At 71.0% G+C, this 25,056-nt stretch carries 17 protein-coding genes; 3 read left to right on the forward strand and 14 right to left on the reverse strand.

Annotated features, from left to right (window positions below; translation table 11 throughout):
- The 14 genes from ACW14Y_RS40760 to ACW14Y_RS40825 all read right to left on the reverse strand — a co-directional run.
- The coding region (locus tag ACW14Y_RS40760) for a hypothetical protein (RefSeq protein WP_456988462.1) at positions 1 to 1,038 on the reverse strand (1,038 nt) is incomplete at its 3' end.
- Positions 1,039 to 1,582: 544 nt separating this feature from the next.
- A complete protein-coding gene (locus tag ACW14Y_RS40765; RefSeq protein WP_456988464.1) occupies positions 1,583 to 1,954 on the reverse strand; it encodes a hypothetical protein in 372 nt (123 codons plus the stop codon).
- Positions 1,955 to 2,196: 242 nt separating this feature from the next.
- Positions 2,197 to 2,706: a GGDEF domain-containing protein gene (locus ACW14Y_RS40770; protein WP_456988466.1), complete on the reverse strand. Its 510-nt coding sequence runs from the start codon at positions 2,704 to 2,706 to the stop codon at positions 2,197 to 2,199.
- Between the two features lie 189 nt (positions 2,707 to 2,895).
- Positions 2,896 to 3,591: a hypothetical protein gene (locus tag ACW14Y_RS40775; RefSeq protein ID WP_456988468.1), complete on the reverse strand. Its 696-nt coding sequence runs from the start codon at positions 3,589 to 3,591 to the stop codon at positions 2,896 to 2,898.
- Between the two features lie 1,588 nt (positions 3,592 to 5,179).
- Entirely contained in the window at positions 5,180 to 5,980 is an 801-nt protein-coding gene (locus tag ACW14Y_RS40780) for a hypothetical protein (protein ID WP_456988470.1), read from the reverse strand.
- Positions 5,981 to 6,372: 392 nt separating this feature from the next.
- Positions 6,373 to 7,473, reverse strand: coding sequence for a hypothetical protein (locus tag ACW14Y_RS40785; protein WP_456988472.1), 1,101 nt, complete (start codon positions 7,471 to 7,473; stop codon positions 6,373 to 6,375).
- A 623-nt stretch (positions 7,474 to 8,096) separates the two neighbouring features.
- Positions 8,097 to 9,116: a PD-(D/E)XK nuclease family protein gene (locus ACW14Y_RS40790; RefSeq protein WP_456988474.1), complete on the reverse strand. Its 1,020-nt coding sequence runs from the start codon at positions 9,114 to 9,116 to the stop codon at positions 8,097 to 8,099.
- A complete protein-coding gene (locus tag ACW14Y_RS40795) occupies positions 9,113 to 10,534 on the reverse strand; it encodes a hypothetical protein (RefSeq protein ID WP_456988476.1) in 1,422 nt (473 codons plus the stop codon). Before ACW14Y_RS40795 ends, ACW14Y_RS40790 begins: the two co-directional genes overlap by 4 nt.
- 114 nt (positions 10,535 to 10,648) lie before the next feature.
- Positions 10,649 to 11,344, reverse strand: coding sequence for a hypothetical protein (locus ACW14Y_RS40800; RefSeq protein WP_456988478.1), 696 nt, complete (start codon positions 11,342 to 11,344; stop codon positions 10,649 to 10,651).
- 941 nt (positions 11,345 to 12,285) lie between these two features.
- The gene (locus tag ACW14Y_RS40805) at positions 12,286 to 12,480 is read right to left on the reverse strand and encodes a hypothetical protein (protein WP_456988480.1); all 195 of its coding nucleotides are present in this window, start codon (positions 12,478 to 12,480) and stop codon (positions 12,286 to 12,288) included.
- A gap of 47 nt (positions 12,481 to 12,527) precedes the next feature.
- Positions 12,528 to 13,733, reverse strand: a complete 1,206-nt coding sequence (locus ACW14Y_RS40810) for a hypothetical protein (protein WP_456988483.1) — start codon at positions 13,731 to 13,733, stop codon at positions 12,528 to 12,530.
- A gap of 1,398 nt (positions 13,734 to 15,131) precedes the next feature.
- Complete coding sequence (locus ACW14Y_RS40815) at positions 15,132 to 15,791, reverse strand: cupin domain-containing protein (RefSeq protein WP_456988485.1); 660 nt, start codon at positions 15,789 to 15,791, stop codon at positions 15,132 to 15,134.
- Positions 15,709 to 16,245: an RICIN domain-containing protein gene (locus tag ACW14Y_RS40820; protein WP_456988487.1), complete on the reverse strand. Its 537-nt coding sequence runs from the start codon at positions 16,243 to 16,245 to the stop codon at positions 15,709 to 15,711. Before ACW14Y_RS40820 ends, ACW14Y_RS40815 begins: the two co-directional genes overlap by 83 nt.
- A 1,817-nt stretch (positions 16,246 to 18,062) precedes the next feature.
- Complete coding sequence (locus tag ACW14Y_RS40825; protein WP_456988489.1) at positions 18,063 to 18,809, reverse strand: hypothetical protein; 747 nt, start codon at positions 18,807 to 18,809, stop codon at positions 18,063 to 18,065.
- Between the two features lie 380 nt (positions 18,810 to 19,189).
- On the opposite strand from ACW14Y_RS40825, the gene ACW14Y_RS40830 reads away from it, so the two are divergent.
- The 3 genes from ACW14Y_RS40830 to ACW14Y_RS40840 all read left to right on the forward strand — a co-directional run bounded on the left by ACW14Y_RS40830 (position 19,190) and on the right by ACW14Y_RS40840 (position 24,860).
- Positions 19,190 to 21,982: a protein kinase domain-containing protein gene (locus ACW14Y_RS40830; protein WP_456988491.1), complete on the forward strand. Its 2,793-nt coding sequence runs from the start codon at positions 19,190 to 19,192 to the stop codon at positions 21,980 to 21,982.
- Between the two features lie 20 nt (positions 21,983 to 22,002).
- Positions 22,003 to 23,208, forward strand: a complete 1,206-nt coding sequence (locus ACW14Y_RS40835) for a hypothetical protein (protein ID WP_456988493.1) — start codon at positions 22,003 to 22,005, stop codon at positions 23,206 to 23,208.
- 782 nt (positions 23,209 to 23,990) lie between these two features.
- On the forward strand, positions 23,991 to 24,860 hold the full coding sequence (locus ACW14Y_RS40840) for an IS5 family transposase (RefSeq protein WP_456988495.1): 870 nt from the start codon (positions 23,991 to 23,993) through the stop codon (positions 24,858 to 24,860).
- Positions 24,861 to 25,056 lie beyond the last annotated feature (196 nt).

A 25,056-nucleotide genomic window follows, 5' to 3' on the forward strand; every position in this document is an offset into this window, starting at 1 on the left:
CTCGTCGTCGAATGCCGTGAGGATCGCGGTGGCGGTAGTGACGACGTCGCCCCCGAACGCCCCGCGCAGGGCGGCGATCGAGAACCCGTCGGGGAACGCCCTGGTGTCGAGCAGCCATGCCTGGTGGGCTCGGTGGGCGTCAAGGTCGTCATGGTCGGCCACGTTGCCTGCGGCGATCAGGTGCAGTCGCCGGGCGGCCCCGCCCCAGACGGATTCGGTGACGCCATCACAGCTGGCCGCGTCCGGGAACAGGGCCGCCAGCGCAGCGGGCCTGCGCTCGGTCGGGGCGATCGCCCCGTACGCCAGCGCCTCGGCGTACAGCAGCATCGCTTCCTTGACCGGCTCGCGGACGGCGCCCACGATCTGTCGAAGGACCTGGTGCAACACCGTGGACTGCGCCCGGCCGGCGGTGACGGTGTAGTTGGCCGCGCGGCACAAGGCGCAGCCCTCGCTGTTGTGGTGGTTCCCGGCAACGAACCTCACCCATGCCCTCACCGCGGCCGGGGTGCCCGGGAGAAGCGCTATCGTGCGTTCGAACCATTGGTGCGCGAGGTTGTCGCCGAAGGTGTTGACCCGGTGGACGGCCACCTTCCCACAACCGATCGAGACCACCGGCAGGACGTCCGTCAGCAGGGTGCCGTTGTGCCAGGCGAGGGTGGTCAGCCGGGCTTCGCCGATGTCGTGCACGAGCAGCATGTCGATGCGGCCCGGGCCCCGGGGGGCGAGCTGGTCCCTCATCCGGGCGACGGAGGCCACGGCCCGCTCGCCGACGCTCAGCAGAGTGGTGCCGTGCACGGTCCGTTCCGCCTGTCCGGTGTCGCTGGTAGCAGTCAGGATCAGGTCCGTACCCGGTCCGTCGAGGGGCAGGCCCACCTGGCTTGCCGGCTCGACGGTGATAGTGAAACCGTCGGTGTGCCACAGGACCGCCGGCCGGTCCGACCGGGTGCTCCAGGCGGGGCCGAGCTGGCCCACGAGGAAACTCGCGACCTCGGCGGGGCCTGGAGTGATGGAGTAGGGGTCGTAGTCGGATGTGGGCATGTCGTCTCCAAGGAGGGGATACGAGAACGGGACTCCGGACCAGGGACTGTCCCTGGCCGTGCCAACGCGGGCGACGGGCCCCGGGGAGCGAGGCCGCCCCGTACCCGGCGGGGTCCCGGACGGGGAGCAGGCCCCTCGGCCCGCGTTGGGCGGGTGAGGAGCCGGAGGTACCGGGAGAAGCCCGCGCGACCGGTGCTGTCACGGCCGTGCGGGCGGGAACACGACACAGCGTAGGACCCACAAGCGCCCGGTCAACCCCGACGTGGCCCGGCCCGATGCCCGGCCAGGCGCAGGGGCTGCTTGACGCGAAGCAGCCGGGGCCAGTAGTGGGTCGCTGCTCCGCCGCGCGACGGCAGTGCGGGCGTGGCGGCCCGCCATGGGCGCGTTCTGATCGTGCCAGGAGTGTCTTGCGCGGGAACGAATGGGACCGGGTCCTACGGCACGACGGCCTCGTGGGCGGTATCGGCGTCGCGGGCCTCACCGCTCTGTTGCAGCCTGGGCAGGCGGAGTCGCAGCTGTGTCGCACCGGCGCAGGTCGAGTGGATCACGCATGGCCTTCCGACTGGGCCCGTTCGGCGCGCACGGCGAAGGCGACCGCGGCGAAGTCGGTGAACTGCCAGAGGCTCTCCTCGTCCCGGACCGTCTGAAGGATCCCGTCCTGGCGCCAGCCGAACCTGACCGCCAGAACCTGACGTGCCTGCCAGGGCAGCACCGCCCTCCAGCCGTGCTCGGCCAGGACTCGGTCCGCGTCGCCGGTGGTGCGCCATGACCAGGGATCGGCACGGAGGTGTGGAACGGGGGTGTCCGCCTGGAGGATCCGCTCGCCGTAGCCGGCGGTCGGCGCACCCCCGGGAACGGCCCAGATGTCCGACGCGCCCACAGCGCCTGTCGGCAGGTGCAGCCAGGCGTAGAGCACCGGCGGCGAAGGGCCTCACGATGTCCAGGAGAATGCGGTGCCCGCGGTACTCGTGGCGGGTTCCATTCGTTGACGAAGAGTTACGGTCGGCGGCGTTCAGTTCCACCTATCGGTGCGTCGGGCGGGGCTGCACGACCGGTTGCGCACCTGTGGTTCTGCCGACGGATCGGACCGAAGGTCCAGTGGGCACCTGGTCAAGGCCCGCCCGTTGTCCCACACGGGATGCAACGGTGCCCGGCACCCTATGCGGGGTGCCGGGCAGATTGGGACCGGGACGCGCTTGGGCCTGCGGCGGAACGTCCCCGGCGGCCGGAGCCCTTGGCCTTGTACATCGCTCGGTCGGCTTCCCGAAGCGCCTGCCCCAGGCCGTCTGCCACCTCGGCCGATCCCACCGAGACCCCGACCGACAGGGCCAGGCCTTCATGGGCGACGGGCGCGACGATTTCCTCCCGCAGCGCCTTCAGGCGATCCGGCAGGCTGGCGTCGTGCGCGGCCAGGACGACGAACTCGTCCCCGCCGAATCGTGCGGCCGTCTCGTCCGAACCCAGCCAATGGGTGATCCGCTCTCCGACCGCCGCGAGGACGGCATCACCGGCGGCATGCCCGAACTTGTCGTTCACCGGCTTGAAGTCGTCCAGGTCCAGCAGGACAACGCAGTATCCGGGCCCGGTTGTGCGGAGCAGCTCGCCCGCGTGGCGGGTGAATCCCCCACGCACGGGCAGGCCACTGACCGGCCGCCGCTGGCCGACCAAGCAGCATGAGGCGGAGTGGACTGGCAGCAATCGCTACACATGCGTCAGGGCGGCCGGACTCGAACGGCAGCGAGCCGAGCAGCACCACTCCGGGAGCCCAAGGGTCCGTCGCTCGCGAACGCGGGACACAGGTGCGGAGCTGGCGCCGACGTGGCCGCGCGGGGCCGAGCCCCCACACGGCCACGACCGCTACTGCTCGGAGTGAAGGAGCCGGGCGGCCTTGACAAGGTCTCCGTCGGTACCGACGCGCAGGGCCGCCAGAGCCGCCGGGCCGTAGGTGAGCATCAGCTCGGGACCCAGACTTATCTGAACCTGTCCTTCGGGAAAGCGGCAGTTCGAATCCTCCGCGCTGACCCACCCGTGGGCGATGGCCTCGATCGCGTCTCTCGCCTCACGCCAGTAGCAGTCCAGGTCGGGGTACAGGTCGACCAGGTCCTGGTCCGTACTCACCGGGGTAGCGCGACCGCTGACAAGCGCGCCGACCAACGTACGGAAACACACGACCTCCGGTGTGTTCCACGACTCGGACTCAACGTGCACAAGATCGCGGACGGAGGGGAGCGCGGGAGGGCCAGGAGTAGCCCGCAGCCTGGCAAGCAGAGAGCGGACGAGAGCAACTACCGGAGCCGGGTCGTCGGAGGCGACAAGGCGCCACTCGCCCCACCCGATCGGCTTGTCGCGACCGTCGAGCATGAACCACTCGACAGTTCCGAAACCTCTGAGGCAGTGCAGTTCCAACACGGCATAACGGCTGTCCCGGGTGAGCGGGACACTGACGTGGTGTCCGTCGGCTTCGGTGTACCGGTCCTCGGCGGCAATGCCGTCGTGCGTGAGTGCTACGGCGAGGGTCTTTACGGCCCATTCGTCGGGGGGAATGGTGGTCATCAGCGGATGTCCTCGTGGTGGTTGGTCCTCGGCGAGGTGGGCCGCACTGTTGTAGCAACGACAGCCTGAGACGGCTGAACTGCGGAGGCAGGTCGTCCGCACCGTGCGGCCCTGACGCATGTGGGCGTCGAAGGCGGCCAACGGCTGGCGGGTTTCGCGCACAGACATCGGCTCTGTACGGAACACGACGAAGGTCGGGCGCCGAACATCAACCACGCTAGCCGCAGCACCCTCCCGGTCAACCCCGGAACGTGCCGGGAGGTACGGGTTGCCCCACACGATCAGCCGGGCTTGTGAGTTGGTGACCGTCGGAGTCCCGGCACCGGCGCAAGGCCGACGGGCCAGATCGGGGACAGCTCCTGCGCCTTCACGCATTCCGGATGCCGAAGTGCTGCAGCGCGGGGCAGAGCGCCTGCACCACAGGGCGCGGGGCGTCTGACCGCTCGGTGTCTGCTTCGCAGACGCCTGAAGCCCAGGTCCGCTGCCCGTCTCCACAAGGATGCGCCTGGCTGCCAGCTCTGCGATCGGTAGCGGGCGAGGCGTTGGCTGCCGACGGAGCTCCGACGGCAGTGTGCGATGGAGGGCCGGGTCTGTGACAGCTCTTGCATCTCCGCTCGACTGCCGCCGGACGAGTTGCCGCGCGTCGCCGCCCGGCCTTCGGGAGTTCGCCTGCGTCGGGACGGACGTCGCCGCGGCCGAGCCGGCCTGCCACACGCATCCGGTGCGCCGCAGACGGCCTGGTACGGGCTGACCAAGGGCCCAACCCGGTGGCGGTGCAGGCCGCAGTCTCCGTACACCGGCCCGCAACGCGACCCGGGCGTACATCGCCCCCCGGGCCTCATCGCGAGGGATTGCTCAAAGTGCCGGGCCGGGCCTGGGCGAAGCGCGGTGTTGGCCGGGTGCTCTGAGAGCAGCACGCGGTGTGCACCGTGAGGGTGGTGGTCGGCGGGTCCACGGGCTGGTGTGCCGGCATGGGTGAGGGCCGCTCGACAGGCCTGCGTAGGCTGGCGAACGGCCCTCGGTGGGGTCGGTTGCTGCAGGCGGCGTGCATTGGGTTCTGGATCCTCCTCGTCTGTTGTGCGACTGGCCCGTCCGGTCATTTCTTCGTCGTGGTCGCCTGCGGAGGCGCTGCTTCGACAGGGTGTCGGCGTGTTACCTGTCGGGGCAGCGCTCGACGACACGACGTTGGAGTCCCTCGATGGCGGGCGGGGTCAGCGAGTCGGGGTCAGATGTCTTGGCGTGGCCGTAGTGATGGCTTCAAGTGCCTCGTCAACCTGGGGGTCCTGGGCGCAGGGGCCGCATACTGGCAGGCTTTCGCCCCTGCGGTGGTGGGTGAGGCTGTGCGTCGCCGTTTCGGACAGGTTCTCGAAGCACGAGCAGTAGAGGCAGTGGGCTACGCCGAGGAGGCTGTCGGCGCTGATGCCCGCTTCGGCCGGTGTGGGTCATCGGCCTCCGGGTCGGTGGGACGGGGCTCAGTCGCTTGGCCGGGACCGTAGGCCCGCGGCGGTGCCGATCGAGTGCCCCGGGGATGAAGGACGACGCGGTGTGGCCGCCCCGGTGCGTGGGCATCGGAGCGGCCATAGGTCTGTCAGACGGCGACGGTGGGTGCGAGGCGGTCGATGGCGGTCAGGTAGGCACCCGGGTCGGTCATGCCGGACGCGTCCGGCCAGGGGATCGGGATGGAGAGCGGAAGAACGGCGGTGGTCTGCGGCAGTCGGCTGGTGTAGAGGCTTCCGTGCTCGCTGGTGAGGGCGGAGGGCGGGACGATGAGGACGCCCTGAAGCGCGTCGCCGAGGTCCTGCGGGCCGGGGATACGGTCCCTGAGCAGCCACAGTGCGCCGCCGACCCGTGACCGGTCGGGGCTGGAAAGGGTCGTCAGAATCGCCATGGTGCACGGGGCTTCGGCGGTGTCGTCCGTGGCGATCGGAAGGGCCGCGAAGCTGTCCGGGGTGAGGTCCTTGGCGTCGGCGAAGAGAGTGGCGATGGCTTCGACCCGATTCCGGGCCTCGTCAAGAGCCTTGGGATCCGACTCGGGGACGATGTCCAGCAGGTCGCCGAGGCGGGCAATGTCGTAGCCGCGGGAACGGGCGCCCTTGGGCAGGAGTCCCGTCAGGTTCTGGTTCTGGACGATCCGACCCTGCCACGCGTGGATCTGCGGTTGCGAGAAGACCGGGGCGAGGCTGCGGGTCACGACGGTGACGCGCTGACCGCCAGAAAAGTTTTGCGGGTCCGTGCTCTTCGCGCGCAGACGAAGGATGGTGGAGGTGGCGTCCACGGTGGCTGCGAGACGGCCACTGGCCGTCACCCTGGTGAAGGTGCTGCGTTGGTCCGGCGTGGACGGCTGGGTGCTGTGGTGCAGGCTGTCCAGCAGGAGTGTGCTCCGGGACATGGTGATGCTCCGTTCGCGATGGCGATGGGATGGGGCTCGTGGGCTGGCCACGGTGGCCGGGGGGGTGCGAGCCAGGTCGGGGTGGCCGTCGCCGGATTCCGCCGGTCGCACTTCGCTCGCCGGGAGAGTCTTCGGGGCGATCCCCTCAACCCGGAACGTAGCCACCCGGGGCGTCCGGTCAAGCCCGTCACCTGGCGCGTTCAAGGGTGGGCTCGCAACGGACTTGGGCGGGAGTGAACGTCTCAGCTCGGCGCCCCGGACCACGTCCGGGGCGCCGAGCTGAGACGTTCACTCCCGATGGCCATTGACGGCTTCGGCCTACGCCGGCCGCTGTGTCTGCACCGGCGAGCCGCCAGAGACGTGTACTGCTCGCGTCGGTGGGTGTGGCGGCCCTAGCAGGGTTGCGTCAGGATGGCGGTTCGGCGGCCACCGGTGCTGTGCTCTGCGTAGTGACCGCACGGAGGTCGGAGCGCCGTGCTCGTGATCGGGTCCTCTCGGACCACGGTCCAGCCGTCTCCTTCGAAAGCTGCGGCGTGCGCGGCCGAGAGCGCGCCGGCCAGTTCCTGGCCGCGTCCCTCGGCATAGGCGATGTCCGGCGCGGTGACGCTCACCCGGTCGTGCAGCGCAGCGAGGACGTTGGGCGAGGTGTTGTCGACATTGAAGGCACCGTCGCGGAGGTGGGCAGGCAGCTGCGGATAGACCCGGTGTCCGATCGTACCGCTCTCGGTCTTCTCACGGGAGAACCCGCGAGTCCACAGCAGGTCCCGGGCGGCCCGGAACTGCGGGGTCTCCGGGCGCAGTCCATCGCGTTCCCTGGTGGACAGCCCTCCCGCAGACACCAGTACGCCGTACCCAATGCCGTACTGGTTGGGCGTGTCCTCGTTGGCATCCAGTCCCTGGGCGCGCAGGGCGGCGACGGCGTCGCGGACTCGCTCCACTGGTGTCGCGTGGGAGAACGTCAGCAGGCAGGCTGCCGCGACGGGCGTGAGCCGGTAGTGGTCGGGGGTCGGCCAATAGGGCGGTAGCACGCCAACCCGGACCAGGTCCGCCTGGGCAAGGGTGTGCGCCACGGACTGTGCCAGGTCGTCCGGCTCGCCGGAGACGAACAGGGACTGAACCCTCCGTGTGCGGGTCCGCGACGACTCCAGGGTGGTCACCGCGAAGCCGAGGCCCCGCAGGAGTGCGGTGCATTCGTCGAGTACGCGGTTCCGCATTCCGCGGACGGCCCGGACCCGGCGGGCAGGCAGGCCGCCTTCGTCCGTGGAGCCGGCCTCGTACCACTGCACGAAGGCACCCGACGAGTGGCCGCTGGGCTTGGCGACAGCTCCGACTGTGACGCGACTGCCTCCCACCTGTTGGGCGTGGTCGGCGGCGAGATCGGCGCAGGGCACCCTGGCTTCGGCAAGCGCCCCGAGGACCGATCGGACGTCGGGGTTGTGGGCGTCTTCGGGCAGACAGCCGCGAAGCGTCACCAGGCGATCTGGCTCGAGCATGGCATCTCCAGACTTGAGGAAGGTGTGTTGGTCGCCGCCACCTCCGCTCCGCCGGAGCGGAGGTGGCGGCTGATGCGAGTGGAATGCTCCGGGGTGGCCGGTTGTGATGCGACTGCCACTCGACCCGGACAGCGCGGGCTGTGGTGGCGGGGCAGGAGGCCCGTCGGCGCAGTCGGCACGCTAGCGGCTTCAGCAGGCCGGGCAACCCCGTCGACGGCGGGATGCGACTTCCTGCGCCCCGGTCGCGCACGAGCACGGCCGAGGCAAAAGAGCCGATTCCTCCACTGAATTGCACGACGTGCTGGTACTGCGCCTCCAAGGTGATTTCCCTTCATCGCGGTCCGTCGTCCGGCGATGAAATTAGGGCGCCCAGCACGGCGGTCAAGTCCCGCGCGGGGTTTGGTCGAGCCCCCACTCCGGGAACGGCTCGGCCCTGCCCGTGTCCGCCGCTGGCGTCGGCGGAGAGACGGGTCGGGCACGGAGCCCGGCACACGCGTTCACCACCGGTTCGCCTTCGGACGCAACGGGGAGGGTGTACCGCAGCGCCACCGGACGGCTCTCGAGGGAAGGTGGCGCCGTGGCTGTGGGAGGCACCCGGCACCTGTCCTGCGGGTGGGCGGGGCTCAGGCGGGCGGGCGGCGGTGGACGAGTGCGCGTCGCGAGTCCTTGTCTGTCGTGGTGGGAATGGGAAGGTTGTTGGCCCTCAGGAGCTCCTTCGCACTGGACTGGTCGAGACGCCTGCCGCCCGCGACGGTCTTGATCTCCACTTCGTAGCCGTCCGCCTCGTACCGTGTCGGGCGGGTCCGGCCGAGTGCCGCCTGGTGGTATGCCTTCTCGTCCCTCCAGGCCTTCTCCTGAGCGGCGGCTTCCGCGTAGCCGAGGGCGTGGGCGACGACGTCCCGGTCGGTACGCACTTCGGCCGCCTGGGCCGGCTCGGCCCCCGGCCAGCACATCGACATGAACGGGCAGGAGTCACAGACGAAGTCCAGACCGGGGCCTCGATGGGCGTCGCGCGGCGCGAAGGCGGGCGCCTTGGCATGCCGCAACAGGTCCCGCGCCCTGGCATCGACCAGGGCCTCCTGCTTGGGCCCGAACTCGCCGATCCAGACCCCGGAGGTGCCACCGTGAATGCGCGACATCGGCACCACCGCCACCTCCTCGATCGCGTATCCCATCATGCGAAGCGCCAGGGCGTAGCCGTAGAGCTGCAGGAGGCGGGTGCGCGAAGGGTCGGCGCCGTCGTCGCTCGGGTCGTAGCCGTGGGTCTTGAGGTCGACGAGCAGTCCGCCGCCGATGACAGGGGTGAACAGGTCGAGCCTGCCCGGGATCTGCAGGCCGCGCACGGGGAGGATGACGTCGTGCTCGACGAGGGTGAGTTCGTGGCCCAGTTGGGCGGCGAGGCGGGGCAGCACCCAGTCGTGGACGGCCTGTCCCAGGTGGGAGGAGCGCTGCTCCTGGTGGGAGTGGTTGTCGGTGGGGTGGTAGCGGGCGAGTTGGTAGGCGGCGCATCGGGTGCATCCGCCGAGGCCGGAGATGGACAGGGTGCCGGGGTCGTGGCGGTTGGCGGCGGTGGCGGTGCGGAACACCGCCGCCAGCGCGTCGTCGATGCGGTGGCGGTGTGCTTCGAGTTCGGCTCGGTTCACTGTGCGGCGTCCGGGCAGTCGTCGCGGTGGTCACCGTCCTGGGTGTCCTCGCAGCGGCAGAGGTCGGGCATTTGCGCTCGCGGAGCGAGCCGGAGCGGGGTCGGAGGGTTCCGGTCGGGCTCGGCCGACGAGGGGGCGTCCGGATTGCGAAGCTGCCGGTAGATCGCGTTGACGGAGGTCCCGAGGGTCCGGTGCGCCTGCCGGATGAGCTGTTCGTCCCTGTCGGTGAGCGTGCCGCTCGCCTTCAACTTCGCGATCCTCTGCGGGTTTCCGAGGAGGATCTGGTTGACGCCGTTCGGCTTGAGCACGTCCGCCATGTGCCGCAGGACGTCCCAGGCTGCCTGCCGGGGATCCGGGGCATCGGTTGCGCCCGCGTTCGGGTGTTCGGGGTGGGACCGGACGAGGTCCTCCCCGGGCTGTGGGGTGGCCGGCGGCGGTTCGGGGAGCACCGGGGAGGTGCGGTCCGGGACAGCGGTGCGGTCGTCGGTCCGGTCGGTGGCGGGCGGGTCGGCTTTGGTCCGGTCGTCGGGGTCCGGTGGCGTCGGCTCCTTGGTGGGTGCGGGGGTGGTGGCCGGGTGGGGTGTGCGGGTCGGGTGGGCGGGTGGTGTCGAGCGAGTGGGTGCGGACTCCGTGGTGGTGTCGCTGTGCATCATGCGGGCTTCGTTGCCGAGGTCGGGCGTGGGGAGTGGATCCTGGAGGGGGCGGACCGTGGCGGGGGTGCTGTCCGGGGCGGGCGGCGGGGCGGTCTCGGGGGCCGCGACGGGCAGTGGCGCGGGGTCGGCGGCGAGGAGGGTGCCCCAGCCGCGGGGTGCTCCTCGTACGACGTGTGAGGCGTGGGCGTTGACGATCCGGGTGGTGATGCGGGCGTAGAGCATCCGCTCGGGGTGGCGGCGCCAGAAGTCGGCCCTCGGGCCGGTGGTCAGCTCCGCCACCAGGGCGTCCTGCATGGTGTATGTGGTGAGGATTTCACCCTGGTGGGGCCGGTCGGGGTCGGTGACGGCGACGGTGCAGCGTTCGCGGGTGGCTTCGACGATGCGCCAGGTCCAGCCTGCACGGTGCAAAAGAGCGCGCTGTGCGGAGGCGTAGAGAGCGAGTCCGCTCTCCTCGCTGTCGTCCGGGTAGAAGCTGTTGATGGCCTCCCAGGTGGTGAGTCCGAGGTCCTGGCCGGCCAGTAGGACTAGCACGAGGTCGACGGGGTTGCCCTTGAGCCAGCGCGGCAGTCCTCGGGCGTGGGAGAGCATTTCGGCCCTGCGGACGTAGCGTGCGAACTGCGGGTCGTCGTCGAAGAGGTCGGCGACGTCGGAGAGGGCGGGAAACGGCGAAGATATTGTTGCATTCATGACAATGTCTTTCTTGTGCGATGTCGCGCGGACCGGGCTCTGGGGGTCGGCAGGATCTCCGGACGGAACGGGGGTCAAGTCCCCCTTCCTCGGTGGGCAACGCCGGTTTGCGTCGCTCCTTCACGGGGCTGCTCGACGTACAGAGGCCTCTGCGGGGGCTCGATGTGTCGGTCGTCGAGGAGCGACGCCGGGTCACAGGGTGAGGACCAGCGGGCCTTCGATCGCCGGGTAGTGGCCGGCGATGAGCTCGAGGATGTCGAGGTACCCGTCGAGGTCGGTGATGACGGTACGGTCGTCGCCGTATCGGACCTGCACCCCCCGCTCGCTCCAGCCCCGCCCTCCCTGTACCAGGGGGAAGGAGAGCCAGGAGGCGAAGCGGCCGTGCGGGCTTCGGCCCTGGGGGTGGCTGTGGAAGTGTCCCCAGATCTCGGCGCGCAGCGCTGCCAGCGCCGGATCGTCCGCAGGACCGGCACCACTCCGCACCTGGTGGAACTCCGGGCTTCCGGTGGCCTTCTGCACCGCGCTGTCGGGCACGGTCCGGCCGAGCAGGACGAGGGCGAGGACGTCGACTACCCGGTTCGGCTCGCCCAGGACGGTAAGCGGGAGACGGATGGGGGCATCGCTGGTGCCGTCGGACCGCAGGGCTGCGGCCTGCCACCCCTGTGCGGCGGTCCAGGTGGCGACGGCACCGTGGGGAAAGCGCTCCGGGTCGAGCTCGGAGTGGCCGGCCGGCCAGGCGAGGACCGCGCCGGGGAGCGCGGTGACGCCGCCGTCGGCGAGCTCGTCGGTGTCGGCCACCGTCAACCTCGCGGGGCGCAGTCCCCTGGAGGTCAGGACGCCGTCGACGCCGTCCAGGTAGGTGTCGGTCTGCTGGCTCGTGATGTTCATGGTTCCTCATCTTGTGGTGGCCCCGTCGGGGCTCTTGCGGAGGCGTCGCGGGCTGTCCGAGTCGGGTGTTCGGAGTGCGGCGCGAGGGGAATCTAGTCCGGGCAAACAGCGGGTCAAGGGGCTTCCGCGTTGTCTGAACTCTGTGCACGGACTGAGCCCTGGCATCGGAACCCGCAGGTGGGAGTACCTGGGCGCGCATGGTCGATCCAAGACGAGATTCCGGAGCCGCCGGCCTCACACCGTCGGCGCCTGAGTCGCAGCTGCCACAGGTCCCCGCAGCACCAGCCCGGGCCGGCGGCGTGGCGGCCTCACGGTTCACGGCCGATGCCGTGGAACGGTCGGCCCTTCACCGCGGCCCCGTCCGATCGGCTGCGGTTGCTCACCGGAGGGCCGGCTCCGTCGGGGCCGGGCGTCGTTCTCAACCCCCGGGCCATCGATCGATTCAGCCAGGGGACCCAGCCGCACCTCATGAAGGACTGCTGCGGTACCGCGCCGGAGGCCGGTGCGCAATGCCTCGAGGGCAACTTGACACGTCTCGGCGAGTGGAGTGGCTCCGGAATCGGATCACGTGCTTGGGGACGCGCAGCAGCGAATCGCGGCTGCGGTGCGTCGGGGTGCAGGGTGGGTGAACCGGACGGGCGGGTCGGTGACTTCGATGCCGCTCACGAGGTCGCGCCCCGGACGGTTCGCACGAGTGAGGTCTGCCCGAACCACCTACCTTGTGGCGGCGCCGTCTCGGCGCGGCTCCTGTCTTGGAGTGGCCGAGCGGGTACCAGGGGCAGGTCGCCGGGGGGCCGGGCGGTCCGTGGCGTACGAGGCTGCAGTTCGGTCGGGATCGCGGGTCCGGGCCGGGGGAAGCCGTAGTAGCCGGCAGCCCAGGCGTTCGGCAGCCGCGGGTCCTCCAGGCGCCCACGCCGTTCCCGGAGTGCCTCCGCCAGCACTTAGCGGCCGGTGGCGTCGACGGTGCCGTCCGTGATCCGGCCGGGGCACAGCTGGACACGTCGGTACCGTGGGTGGGCCCCGATCCCGATCTGCCAGCCGCCGTCGCGCACCAGACCCAGTTGCGAGGGCAGCGTCCCGCGAAGCGTGCGGATCTGGTCCTGCCAGCCGCACACGTCGGTGATCCAGTCGGCCACCGGCTCCGGTCCGTGATGGGTCGGCTGTGTACGGACACGAACTCGCGTCACCGTGCCGGATGGCGCTCCAGCGCCAGGCAGAGCAGGGCGAGCGCCTCGTGTGCGGTGGCGCAGCGCAGGGGTTCGCCGGTGGTGGCGCTGGAGACGATGCTGCTGTCGATCAGGGCGATCCAGATCGCGCGATCGATGTCGTAGAGCTCGATCCAGCCGGCCGGGCGGCCGTCGCGCTGAAGTTCCTGGACGCCCGGGTGGGCGGGCCAGGTGAGCCGGGTCAGGCCGCCGCCGAGTGCGGCGCGGTGGGGGGTGCCGAGTGCGCGGGCGGAGGGTGTGCTCCAGCCGGTCGGGCGCTTGAGCGTCAGCTGCGGCGGGTTCGCCGTCGTGCTCTTGGCGCGGGCCCGCTGCTCGCTGTGGGCGCGCTGGAGCAGGTCCAGGGCGTCGCCGACGGTGCGGTGGGTGCGGGCCCCGCTGGTCCTGTCGGTCAGGATCGTGTCGGCCTGCCCGCCCTGGTGCCCGGCGGCGATGTGCCCGGTCCGTCCCCAGGGTCCGTCAGGCAGCGGCGCGGTCCAGCCGACCGGCTGCCCCTGGTGCAGGAGCTGGTGGACGTCCTCGGCGCGCGGGTCGTCCCAGGAGGTCCGGCTCCAGCCCTCGCCGAATGTCAGGTCCAGGTCGTCGAGGCGGTCCGGCTCGCCGAAGCGGTCCACCGGGTCGGTGCACGCTGCGCGGCGCAGCGCCTCGAAGTCCTCCGCCAGGGCGACCGGGTAGGCGACGGGGCGGGTGACCGGTTCGACGGCTGCCGGCGTCCGTGCGGGTGCCCGGGTTTCGGGCCGGTCCGAAAGAGCCTCTGCCGCGGTCCCTGCCGGGGCAGGCTCCTTTTCGGGCCGGTCCGAAACGGGCGGCGTGGCCGCCTGCCCGGCCGGGCCGGGATTTACGGGCCGATCCGAATCTGCCGGTCGAGCGGGCCGCCGGGCCAGGACCTTGGCGTCGACGCGGGCCAGGTCATCCGGGCGCGTCAACGTCTCCTCGGCCCGGCGCAGCTCCAGTGCAGTTCCGGTCACGTCCGGCCAGCGGACCTCGTCCCGGACGTCCTCGGCGGCCTCCTGCGCCCGGACGCCGAGCGAGGCGAGTGTCCGCTGGAACGCGTCGTAGGCGCCCACCGGGTCGGCGTCCACCGCGCCCAGGAACGCCCGGGCGGCTTCCACGGCCGCCTGCGCGTACCGCACGATGTCCGCCCGGGTGCCGTCCAGGCCAGCCATGCCTTCTGAGCCGGCGTGTACGGCGTCGGCCCTGGCCTTGTCCCGGGCCGCCTTGGACTTGCACGCCGTCGAGCAGTACTTCGACCGGCGCCCGCGCCTGCCGGGCTCCGGCGCCGGCACCGACGTGCCGCACCCCGACCGCAGGCACGTGTCGCCCGACGCCACCTCGAACAGTACGTCAGAGGCGCCGGAATTTCGGACCGATCCGTTTTTCATGTCCGGATACTAACCCTGGCGTTCGCCCCGGGCTCAACCCATTGCGGCCCGGTCCGCAAATCGCCGGCGCCCGAGCGGACGCCAAGGAGACGGGATTGCGGACCGGTCCGAATCGCCGGGCGCCGCGTCCTGTGGGCAGCGCGGCTGCTGCACCGTGGCTGCTCCTGCTGCTGCCCGTGACCGGCCGGGCCCCGGACCGGTTGCGCCGGTATGACGCCCCCTCCGCTGCCCCGGCCACCTGCCCCGGTTCAGATCCCGCTCGTCGGCACAGCCGCCGGGCACCTGCCCACGGCCGGGCCGACCGACGGCGAACCTGCTGCGCTGCAGACCGCCGCAGCCGCCGGCGAGCGGGCGGCAGCGTGGGTGCGCGAGCTCGCAACCCGGCAACCGGTCGAGGATCGCGAGGGCGATCATGGTTACTGCGGGCGTGATCGCGGCCGCGACGAGCGGAGTGGCTGCCCGTACCGATCCACGTGGCGGTCGAGCACCGCTGGCCGATCACCTGCCCGGGTTCGGCATCCGCCCACGACTGGGCGTCGGCCATCGGTGTCTCCGGCGCCGGATGTGTCCGGGCCCTCGATCATGCCGGTCTTCGGGGACAGTCGGCCGGCGGTTCGGCACCGACGCACTGTGCGCTAGACGGTACGTGCGTCGCTCTGCGCTCGAGCACGCCGGCTGAACCAGGGGCGGGGCCGCTTCCGCGCTCGACCACGTCCCCTTCGGGCCTCCGCCGACAGTCGTGCACCCTCCGCTTCATCGATGCGTTCCTTCAAAGTGAACGTGGCCATCTCAAAGGTGATCCAGTCCATAACAGATGACTCCTCGGTGTAGACCGGAGCAGGCGTCGAGCACCGTGGACCGCCGGAACGCGTGAGTCGCCCGATCGCAACGGCCGACCGCAACACCGTCGCCGCGGTCGCCCGCCAGCAGGGCTCCGGGACCCACCGGCGGCGTCGACCCGTCCGGTCGGCTGCGCCGGTCCCGTGACCGTCGTTCACGCGGGAAGGGAGCCTTCTCCGCCCGGCCCCGGAGCCGCGGAACGGCACACTGCCGTCCGAGGGCTCCCCGCGTACCCGATGAGGCCTGGGGTGGGACCGCCACGTCCGAACCGTGCAGTCCGTCCCCGGCGCCCCGGTCGTTGCTGCGGCTGTGGGAATCACCGCTTCCCCACGGGGTGCGTGGTCAGACCGGGGCGGGCAGACCGTCCGGGTAGATCGCCAGGACCGTGCACCCCTTGTCGCTCGCGGGCCGGTGCTCCGAACCGGGATGGCCGTAGATGTAGGTCCCGGCCGGGTACGCGGTGGTCCCGTCCAGGAGCTCACCCTCCTGGACGAGAACGATCTCCGTCCTGGGATGGCGGTCGACCCCGGGCCACTCGGCTCCGGGACTGAACGTCACCTGCAGGACGGTCACGCCGTCAGGGCCGTCAGGGAAGCGGACGGCCCTGATCCCCGGCGCGATGTCGAAGCTGGGCACGTCGTCACAGTGGACAATGTCGAATCTCAAGGTTCCTCGTCTCGCGTTCGAAGCGGGCGCCGGCGGCAGCCGCCACGGGGTGAAGGCCCAGCGCTCGCCGTGCGGGAAGGAGCAGCAAGGGTCCTGCGGGATTGCGGTGCTGCCGGCCGCCAGACGGTCCTCGGTCCGCGGAATCGTGGGTCGGCCGTACCGGTCTGGCCCTGCTCCCAAGCGGCGCGCGGTGCCTGACTGCTCACCCACGGCGCGTCGCCCATCGTCGGGGAACAGCTCGGGGATCCGGCCGTCAGTAGCGCTGGTACCACTGCTGCCAGGAGCCGGCCCCGACGCCTCCGCTGGTGGCCATCTCGTCCTGGACGACCGGCACACCGTTCCATGTGCCCTCTGTCACCTGCAGCGCGAGCCAGCTGTGGTCGTTGCGGACCTTGAGCAGCTGGTCCCCGGTGCCCGGAAGCCAGCCGGCCTGGGTCGTACCCCACCGCTGGTTGGCTCCCCCGGTGCACGGCCACTGGATCAGCCGCGTCGCCACCGTGCTCCAGCCTGGAACATCGAGGCAGTAACCGGAGTTGACGTTGACGTACTCCCCTGTCGTCTTCCGGTACCAGCGCTGGTTCCGACCTCCGTGGCAGTCCCACAGGCGCACGGCTGCGCCGGGAGATGACGACCAGTCGGCCACTTCGAGGCAACGACCGGCGAGGCGGTTCACGAACACGAAGCCGGGAGGTCCGTAATCGTTCCCGGCATGCGCCGGACCGATCGACAGGACACTCACGCCGACCATCGCAGCAGCGATGGCTGCGGAATGCACTATGGGTTTCCGCATTGATCCTCCGATTTCCTCACAGATTCCGACAGAGCAACAAGAAGATTGAGTTCAATTCGCGTAGTACTGGAATCGCTTCCGGAATCACGAACCCCGCCTTCCAGCCGACCTGAACTGGGCAGTGGAAGGTCCGGACCTGTAGCGAAGGGCCACAACGACCGCTTCCGGGCGGTCTCGTGGGGTCGCGTTCCGGCCCGCGTCCGCCCGTTGCCATGCCGACCCGTAGTTCATCGTTTTCGTCGGCCTTCTCCCCAACAGTCCAATAGGGACGACCTGCCTGGTCGTTCCTCCCAGGACGCGAACGGTCCGAGCGGTCGCTCCGTCCCGTCACTCAGAGAAAGCTAGGAAAGACGGCACTGATCTGCATCCAATGACGCCGCAGGGGCACAGTGAAATCCGCACCGCGGGAAATCAACGGCCAGGTTCCCGCCCGATGGGATTCGCCGACCGGTGGCCCGGGCCTCGCCAGCGGGCGTCCACGGACCGAGCAGCTGAGGGATGCCCGCGCTGCGCACGGGGAAGCCCGCCGCCGCGATGCCCAGACGCGACCGGTGCGCCTTCTCCTCCGGGCGCACCCGGACGGACCTCACCGGGCCGTGCCGGCCCGTTCGGGAAGCCTCGGCAACACGCTCACCAGTGACTGTCCACGTGGCCTCGGCCGTCCGGCTGTTCGGACGGACGACGGGTTCCCGGTGGGCGGCGGGCGCTTGCGAGACCCGCGCGGCCTGGCTGGGCGTCAGGCGGGGGGAGGTGAGCGTGACACTCCCGTCGGGCAGCCGGACAAGGAGGGCCTGCGGCAGGCGGCGGGCGCCGCCTGCCGCCAGGACGCGGGCGTCCACGGTCTCGGCGTGCCGGACCTTCGGCCAGGTCCCGATCCGGCCAGTCGGCCGGTAGCGCGTGCGCCAGCCTTCATCCCGAGTGCTTCCACGCCCATGGCCCGTTGACCTGCTGCCTTGCCGGGTTCCTCTCGGACCTCACTGCTCAGGAACCCGTGCGTGCTCCGATCGCGCACAGCACCTGCACAACGGCCGCAGCTCGAGCCACCCCAGTGCGCATTGGCGCGGTGAAGTCCAGTCTGCCGTCGGGGGTGGCAGCGACGATCTCGCCGTCGAGGACCAGGCCGACGGGCAGCACTGACGGCGGCGGAACGAACCGCGGGAACCGGGCGGTGAGGTTGTTGCCGCGTCGGGGTTACAGGTGTACCTCTTGGCCGTCCAGGATGTGTGCGACGGCTCGGATTCCGTCGACCTTGATGGAAGGCTGGACGACAACGCCTCCGGGCAGTGCGTCCTACGCGGGCAGTACGTGCGCTGCTCCCGGCCTCATGACCTCCCCACCAGCGGGCACAGGACCACCTGTGTCCCGGTTCGGGGCAGTGCTCCAGTCTCTCGCACCGCTCCGCGTAGAGGGAGTCGGACATCCGCGTGCTGGAGCTGCGGGGTGGTGTTGCCCGCCAGGACCTCAGTCGCGCACGGGGTGGTGCGGCGTTGGCCGTCCCGGGTCAGTCCGGGTGGACGGAGGTGATCGTGTGGTTCGTCCAAATGCGCGAGCCGATCGCTCTTTCGCCGTGGCCGTCGGCTGTGGGGCGGCCGCAAGCACGCGCGCTGGCCGCTGGGAGCCGCTGTACCGGTCCCGACCGTCCGAGCCCCGCCGGGCGCCTGGGCTGCGAACTGCCGGCTGTGGCACTTGGCGGACACGGCGCAGCGCGGCTCCCTCAGCAGCTGGATCGCGGGTCCCGCGTGCCCTTGCGTCCAGGGTGCGAGGACATTCCCGCGGAAGCGACCGAAGGGGTGTGCCCGTGATTGCCGATCCGGCGCTCAGGCTGGCGTGCCGACGGCCGGGGCAGGCTCGTCGTTCTGGCCGGTGTGCTTGAGGAAGGCGACCAGCCCTGGGCCCAGGTCGGGGTCGAGGGCGGCCTCGGCCAGACGTACGAGGATGTCGGCGCCGCTGGCGGCTCCGAGGTCTTCCAGGACCCTGAGGCGTTGCGGGGGTAGCTGGACGGTGATGGCCACCGGCGGGATGGTCAGGGTCTCCAGCCGGTCGAGGGCCCGGCGCAGATCGCTGAACTGCGCGGCCGTCGTGACAGCTTCGTCCTCCCCGTATGCCTCGACGAAGGCCGTGCCCAGCCGGTCGGCCATGTCCAGGCCAGCGCGTCCTGCTCCGGTGATCGCGGGAATGTAGAGCAGGTTGTGTTGTTGGGCGTCCTCGCTGCGGGGGAGGGGGCAGTCCGTCAGGGCCTCGACGAGGGGGCGTACAAGGTCTCCGATTTCCTGAAGGTTCTCGCTGAGCCGGTTGGCCACCGTGAAGCCCGGAGTCCGGGTTTCCTCGGCGGTGGCGGCGAGTCCGTAGGTAAGCGACAGCCGGTCGGCCAGGAAGCTGAGTCCGTTGCACGCCTGGTCCACTGCCTTGCGAACCTTGTTCGCCGCCCGCTTGTGGTCACGCCCGTTGACCTGGTCGGCCCAGAGGGAGGTGGCGGCCAGCGCCTTGCGGGCGGCCTCGAGGACGTGCGCGTCACGCAGCGTGCGGATGCACTCGGCAAGTGTGTCGAGGGCCGTGCTGTGCATGGTCAACTCCATTGTCCGGAAGGGTCCGAGGCGATCCTGGCACGTGCATCGGGCCGACACGGGCCTATCCGCTCATCGCTACCCGTCCGTGCTGCGGCGGTTGCGGCCGAAGACACTCGGCTGGTAGAGGGTACGGTCGCGTACCGGTATTCGGGCGAGTGGGGCGCGGTTCGAGAGGCTCGCACGCTGGAGGGCCGCCGAGAGGTCCGTCGTGGCCACCGCACCGTGCGCGCCCGGTCCGCCGACCGCCCGGGTCCAGGTCCGGGCGGCACCGCCCGCTGCCGGGTTGCGCGGCCCCGTCACGGGCCGCCGCCGCATGGGCCAGAATGTGGAAGCGCCGGCCCGGGGCGGGCGAGGAGTCGACCAAGGGCGGACGGTACATGGGTACGGAGACGGACGCTCGGCAGAGCCTTCCCGCTGCCTACGAGAGCTGGCGCACGGATACCGCACCGGCGGCCGGGCTGATCGGGTTGGTGCGCCGCCTGGTGGAGATGTCGGACCCGGAGTGCGACGTCGACAAGGGTCCCTTCATCTCGCCGCGGGCCGCGTTCGAACACGAGGGACGCGACTACGTACTGCTGCTGACGGGCGCCGGTCGGCAGACGATCGACGAGGTGACGTCGCGCTTCGCCGAGATCGCCACCGCCTCGCCCGAGGTGCGCCACGTCCTGCTGTGCACCCAGCGCAGACCCACCAACGAAGCCCCCCGGGCCGCGCAGCTGCTGGGCGACCTCACGGGGCGTGTGGTCGTCCTGGACCGCAGCCACCTGGAGGCGGCGGTGTGCGGGGTGGCGGCACTGGCGGACCTCGTGCACGCCGCGTTCCGCCGCGGCGGGGCCGTCCACCCGTCACTGGCCGACCTGGTCCTGCCCCGCGCGGTGGCGCAGGTCCCGGCGCCGATGGACCCCGCCGGACGCCGGCAGCACCTGCTGGCCGCGTTCACCAGCGCCGGGCGAACCGGGTCGGTGGAGGTCCGCCCGCTGCTGGCCGGCGGCCTCGAGGAGTGTGCTCCCACCGGCCTGGCCCTGGCGCGGGGCGGCCGGGTGCTGGTCACCGTCGACGGCGGGATCGTCGATCTCGACGCCCGCACGGGTGCCACCCGCTGGCACGTGGCGCTTCCCGGCTGCGAGGGCCCGGTCCTGCCCCGGGACGACGGTTCCATCCTGATGATGCGCGGCGGCGCGGTGCTGCGCTGGCACGAGGGCGCGCTGACCGCGGTGACGGGTGGGTTCCCTGCGGGGGCGCGCCTGGTCGCCGGGGACTGCGGTGAGGTGTGGGTGCTGTCCGGCTCGGGTGTCACCCTCGGCTCCGGCGAGGGCACCCTGGCGCTGACCTGGATCGGCGGTGAGGCGGGCCGTCAGGCCCGCTACCCGATCGCGTTCGACGCTGCGGTGCGCTCGGCGGTGTGCCTGGGCCGGCGCCGCTTCCTCCTGGCGGCGGGCGGTCATCACGCGGTGGTCGACCTCGCGCTCAGTACCGATGCGGGCCCCCGCGCCGCCTGGATCCGCGCGTACGCACCCTACCCTGGCCACACTCTGCCCGCGCACCCTGACGGTGCCGTGACCGCGTCCGGCGACGGGACCGGAACCGCGCTCGTCCTGCACCATGTGGACACCGCCGCCATGAACGGCACCCCGCAGCCGGTCGCCGTCGTGCCGCTCGGGTCCGCCGCGGGCCTCGCCGCCCTCGGGCCCGGGGAGGCCATGCTGCTGGGCATGCTTCCCGGCGTTCCGGGCGAACAGGCGCCGGTCCTGCTGCACCTGTCCGGCCTCCCCCACGGCACGGCCGGACCCGATGCCCGTGCCAGCGATGCGGATGCCGGACCGCGGCAGGTCCGGGAGCCCTACCGGGAGGTCGCCGAGCTCGCGGCCGGGAACAAGCGCCACTACCGGCGCCCCGCCGAGCGGATCGGCTTCGGCGGCCAGGGCGAGGTCGCCCGCGCCACCCACAAACCCACCGGCATGGAGGTCGCGTTCAAGCGGCGCACCTCCAACCTGCCCGGCCCAGTGGCGCGGATGGTCCGGGAGATCGAGATCGGCCAGCGCCTGGGCGCCCACCCCCACGTCATGCCGGTCCTGGACGCCGCACCCGACGCAGCGTGGTTCGTCATGCCACTCGCCGAGGCAACCGCAGAGGAACGCTGGACCGAGCTGCGGGATCCGGCCCGGCTGCGGGTACTGGTCGACGCCGTCGCCTCCGGACTGGCAGCGGCCCACGAGCACGGCTGGGTCCACAGAGACGTCAAGCCGTCCAACATCCTCCTCCTCGACGGGCGTTGGCGCCTCGCGGACTGGGGCCTGGTGCGCCGCCCGCGCGGTCAGACCACCAACGCCGACCGCACCCGCACCGGCCTCGGCAGCCCGGGCTTCGCCGCCCCCGAGTTCAGCCGGGCCACCGGTGCCCACGACGCTGGCCCGGCCAGCGACATCTACAGCCTCGGACAGGTCATCGGCTGGGCCCTCACCGGCGAGGAGCCCGCCCCCAATATCCCGCTGCTCCCCCCGTCGGGACCGTGGCGGCACATCGTCCAGCAGGCCACCTTGCTCGACCCGGCCCACCGTCCGCAGGACATAGCCGCGTTCACCGCCCTCGTCGAACGCGAGACGGCCGCGTCGCGGGAACTGCCGAGCGTGCGGGCCTCGCGCCTGCTGGAGACGGCCAACACGGACAGCAGCGGCCCGGGTGCTGCCGACGAGCTCCTGGACCTGGCCGCAGCCGACCCCGCCGACACCCACCTCTACCTGGAGGTGCTGTCCGAACTCGCACATCCCGGCCCCGCCCTGCTGCGCAACCCCGACCGGGCCGCCGCCGTCCTGCAGGCGATGGGCGCCCACCGGCACACCAACCCCTGGCCCCCCTTCGCCACTATCGACCGGGTCATGCTGTGGCTCCTCGAGGCCGCCCGCACCGCTGGCGAACACGGCGACCTGCACGTCCTCGCGGAGGCGACCACCGCACTGTGCGCGTGGGACGAGAGCGTCGACCAGTGGACACCCCAAAGTGCCACCCTGCGGTGGCTGCGCACCCTGCACGGACCCGCCGCCACCGAAGTCGCCGCCGTGCTGCGCCGCTTCCCGTACTCGGCCCGCCGGTACCAGGACCTGACCGGCGAGATGGGCGTGGACCTGGCCATCCGCAGCGCTATCCACCACGTCGCCCGGGCCCAGCGGTGACCGTCCCACCGCCACCGCCGGTGGCAACGGGCGCCGGGGAAGCGGGCCCGCGCGCCGCCGACACCGCGGGCAGCGCACGCTGGTCCCCTGCCGAGGCTGCGGTGCTGGCCCTGCCCCGCACACGACGCGCCGGCCGGGGGCCGAGCGCGCTGCAGATCCTGAACCGGCAGCGCCGGGAGTCGAGCCACGAGCACTACCTGAAGTTCCTGCTCGACCCCGCCGAGGTCCACGGCCTGGGCACGGGACTGCTCAACGCTCTCCTGGACCTGTCGGGCCTGCCCGCGCTGGGCGCCGATCCCCGCCTGGCGGCGGCGCGCGTGCACCAGCAGGTCCGCGGCACCACGAGCCGACCCGACCTGATCGTCACCAGCGCCGTCGGATCGGTCGTCATCGAGCTGAAGGTCGACGCACCCGAAGCCGCCCAGCAGACAACCCGCCAAGGCGACGACTTCACGGACCTGCCCGACCCCGTCTTCGTCTACCTCACCCCGGACGGACGGCAGGCAGGCGACGCACGGTTTCGCCCCGTCGCCCTGCGCGACCTCGCAGGCCGGCTCGCCGTCCTGCTCGCCGAACCGGCGCCCGGGCCCGCCGCCGTCGGACGCCGCCATGCAGAGGACTACCTGACCGACCTGGAGGCCACCGTGGGCATCAGCGCCGACGACGATGACGACGCCCGTTTCTGGGTCACGCACGGCACGACGCTCCTCGCAGCCCAGGAAGCCACAAGAAGACTCCTCACCCAACTCCCCGCTCATACAGCAAACGCGCTGGCCAACCTGGCCGCGGACCTCGGCGACGAGGTCACCGTGAAGTCCTTCGACTACTGGGCTCAGGGCAGCCTGGGAGAGTACCCCGAGACCGCCGTCGTCATCAGCCGTCCGCAGTGGCTTGCCAACGGAACTCCGGTACTCGGGTTCGGCCTCGGGATCCGGCGGGCAACCGGGCAACACCTCGGCGCCGATCCCGACACCGACCGGCGGCGGCCGTTCCACGGAATCTACTGCGCCGACCCCGCAGTCCGTGCGACCCTGCAACTGCGGTACCTGGCGAAGGGCTGGGGCGGCCACTGGGCGTGGCACCGGTACATCGACCTAACACCGCAACCACACGGCACCGGGTTCCTCGAGCACAACGCCGCCGGCATCGCCGCCGCCGTACGAAGCACCTGGTCCGAACGGGCCGCCACAGTCGACGCGCTGTGGAACACGCACCGCACCCAGTAGTCCACATCGCGCCTCGGAGAGTTCTTCAACCTGGGTCTTCTGCAGTCAGCAACGGCCTGTTCCCAGCCGCGCTGGACGAACCGGCTCGATCGACACCACGGCGGCAGTGCGGCCTTCGCGTCAAGTCCTGCGCCTCTTGATCGAGCTCAGGATCTCGTGAAGGCCGTGCCATTGTCCCAGAGACACCCGAACGAGTGATCCACAGGTCCGCTTGTTCGAGGCTGATGCCTAGGCGAAAGCACCGAGAGGTAACAATGGAAGGCAGAGATGAGACGAATGCGGCGGGACTCGAACCCCCGACCTCCGACCGGCGCCAGCTGATCCCCAGTCTCCACCGGTTCCAGCCTGCCTAACGGTGCTCTGTCCTCTGAGCTACGCACCCGCACTCACGAGTCTCTCATCCTGTGCGTCTCGCGCTCAACCGATTTCAAGAACCAGCAGCTAGCCGAGAAGTGTGCACTCCCCGCCACCAGCGACGCGAGTTCATAGCCCCAACCACCCCAAGAAGAAGAAGGTCACCGACCCGGGTGAACTGCAGAACAAGCTTAGAGGTCGTTGTCATCTACTTGGCCCGGGTGCAGGGTGATTCTCGAAGTGTCCGGGCATGGTGCGGAAGCGACTGTGGACACGGCTGAGGCCTATGGGTCGGACGGTGGTGCAGGTGGGACGGGGTGCGGTTTGCACCTGTCTCATTCCAGGATGTCCGCTCTTCGCGGTGTCTGCTTCCCGGCGCCGGTGTCGTGCGCCTGGGCGCACTCGGTCTGCTGCGGTACTTCGGAAGTATGCCGACGCGACGCCCTTGTCCGAGTGATCTGTCCGATGCCCGCTGGGAGTTGATCGAGCCAGTTCTGTCGGCCTGGCGCTTCGAGCGCCGCGGCAGAGCCCTGGACTTCGGCCGGCCGCCCGAGCACGACCTGCGCGACATCATGGACGCGATCCTGTACGTGGACCGCACCGGAGTCCAGTGGCGCTACCTCCCGCACGACTTCCCGAACTGGAACACGGTCTACGGCTACTTCGCCAAGTGGCAGCAGGACGGCGTGTTCACCCAGCTCAACGGCCTGCTCGGACAACTGCTTCGACAGAAGGAGGGGCGGGACGTCGAGCCGTCGGCCTGCGTGATCGACGCCCGGAGCATCAAGACCTCCACCGGCGTCCCCGCCGCCGGCCAGGGCATCGACGCGGGAAAGAGAATCGTGGGCAGGAAACGGAGCATCGTCACCGACACACTCGGTCTCCTCCTCGCGGTGCTGGTCACGGCAGCGAGCGTGCAGGACTCCGTCGCCGGAACCCGACTCCTCGACAAGGTCGCTGTCGAACACCCCGGCATCCGCAAGGCGTGGGTCGACGGCGGCTACCGCCAGCACCTCGTCGAGCACGCCGCCACTCTGGGCATCGACATGGAAATCACCGCCCGCAAGCCCGGCACCAGGGGATTCACCCCGATACCGAGGCGGTGGACGGTCGAGCGGACCTATGGCTGGCTCATGCTCCATCGCCGCCTCGCCCGCGACTACGAAGCCCTCCCTACCCGCTCCGAAGCCATGATCCACCTCGCCATGACCGACCTCATGGCGCGCCGCCTCACCAGCGAGAACACCATCTCCTGGCGTGACCCGACACCGCAGACCAAACAGCTGATTCCAGGATGAAACATCGGACGAAAACGACCTCTAAGGGCGGCGAAACCCGGGCCGGGTCGAGCTGGCCGCGATCGAGCAGCGGTGCCGCGAACATCGAGTCCCTGAAGCACCCGTGCGAAGGCGTAGCGTCCAGGTGCGCACCCCCGGCGGGGTGGCTGGGCCACCGGTGTACCGGGCTGGGCGCAGTACGGCCGCATCAGAACCG

It is taken from the genome of Kitasatospora sp. cg17-2 (genome assembly GCF_054031055.1).